This window comes from Mesorhizobium sp. M7A.F.Ca.CA.004.04.2.1, assembly GCF_004022825.1.
Classification (GTDB): domain Bacteria; phylum Pseudomonadota; class Alphaproteobacteria; order Rhizobiales; family Rhizobiaceae; genus Mesorhizobium.
On record NZ_RZPH01001201.1, the window covers coordinates 1 to 1,629 of the forward strand.

A 1,629-nucleotide genomic window follows, 5' to 3' on the forward strand; every position below is an offset into this window, starting at 1 on the left:
GTGCCCTTCTGCCAGCGAAAGCCGATCGAGCCCGACGCCTCGCCGTCCCAGATCCAGCGGCGGAAGCCCGGTAGGCGCGGCACCTTTTTGCCGTCTGGCAAACTGATCGCGCCACCCTTGGCCTGGGGATCGTCGAGGTCGGCAAGAAAGGCCACGGGATCCTTTTCGATGGCCGCGAGCTGCTCGCGCGTCGCCTCCATCAGCCGCACATTGTCCGGCGACCAGCCGCGTTCGAGCGCCGCCTTGTAGGACGGCAGATGTTCGAGCGCGGGTTTGACGATTTCGATCATGGTGCACTGGCGGAGACGCGACACCGGCAAGATAGCATCCCTGCCCAGGAAGGCACGGTCCACCAAAGCGCAATCTCTTACGACAAGGCCGCGCTCCCATCGCTGGAAACGCGGCCCCGATCTCATGTCCTTGGGAGGATTGGCACTCCGGCGCGGCTGCGCCGGAGTGCCTTATGCGAGTTCAGGCAATGTCGAAGCGGTCGGCGTTCATCACCTTGGTCCACGCAGCGACGAAATCCCTGGTGAATTTCGCCTTGGCGTCCGCCGACCCGTAGACCTCGGCAAGCGCGCGGAGCTGGGCGTGCGAGCCGAAGATCAGGTCGGCACGGGTGCCGGTCCACTTGACCGCCTTGGTCTTGCGGTCACGCGCCTCGTAGACTTCGTCGGAGCCGGCCGCCGGATCCCAGACCGTGTTCATGCTGAGCAGATTGACGAAGAAGTCGTTGGTCAACGTACCCGGCCGGTCGGTGAGCACGCCGTGCTTCGACTTGGCCGTGTTGGCGCCGAGCACGCGCAGACCGCCGACCAGAACCGTCATCTCGGGCGCGGTCAGCGACAGCAATTGCGCGCGGTCGACCAGCATGGCCTCGACCGACATCGGCTGCTTGCCCCTGACATAGTTGCGGAAGCCATCGACTTTCGGCTCGAGCGCGGCAAAGGAATGGACATCGGTCTGTTCCTGTGAAGCATCCATGCGGCCCGGCGTGAACGGCACCTTGGTTTCGTGGCCGCCGTCCTTCGCCGCCTTCTCGACCGCGGCGACACCGCCGAGCACGATGAGATCGGCCAGCGAGATCTTTTTCCCGCCGGTCTGTGCCGCGTTGAACTCCTTCTGGATGGCTTCCAGCTTCGCCAGCACCTTCGACAGTTCAGCCGGCTGGTTGACGTCCCAATCCTTCTGCGGTGCCAGCCGGATGCGTGCGCCATTGGCACCTCCGCGCTTGTCGGAATTGCGGAACGTCGAGGCCGAGGCCCACGCAGTCGAGACCAATTCGGAGACCGACAGGCCCGATGCCAGGATCTTCGCCTTCAGCGACGCAATGTCCTGCTCGCCGACCAGTTCATGGTCGACCGCCGGGATCGGATCCTGCCAGATCAGCTCTTCCTTCGGCACGAGCGGACCGAGATAACGAACGATCGGACCCATGTCGCGATGGGTCAGCTTGTACCAGGCGCGGGCAAACGCGTCGGCGAAATGGTCCGGATGCTCATGGAAGCGCCGCGAGATCTTCTCGTAGGCCGGATCGGCCCGCAGTGCGAGATCGGTGGTCAGCATGGCAGGCGCGCGGCGCTTGGACGGATCGTGGGCATCCGGCACGGTCCCGGCACCGGCGCCGCC

Annotated in this window: 1 protein-coding gene and 1 pseudogene; both read right to left on the reverse strand. The window is 65.1% G+C overall.

All coding sequences use genetic code 11. The features are described from left to right. A pseudogene (locus EN893_RS32975) lies at nt 1–290 on the reverse strand (GNAT family N-acetyltransferase); the annotation flags it as partial. A 181-nt stretch (nt 291–471) separates the two neighbouring features. After that, nucleotides 472–1,629 (reverse strand): peroxidase family protein (locus EN893_RS32980; protein WP_348632532.1); only part of this gene is annotated, 1,158 nt, incomplete at its 5' end.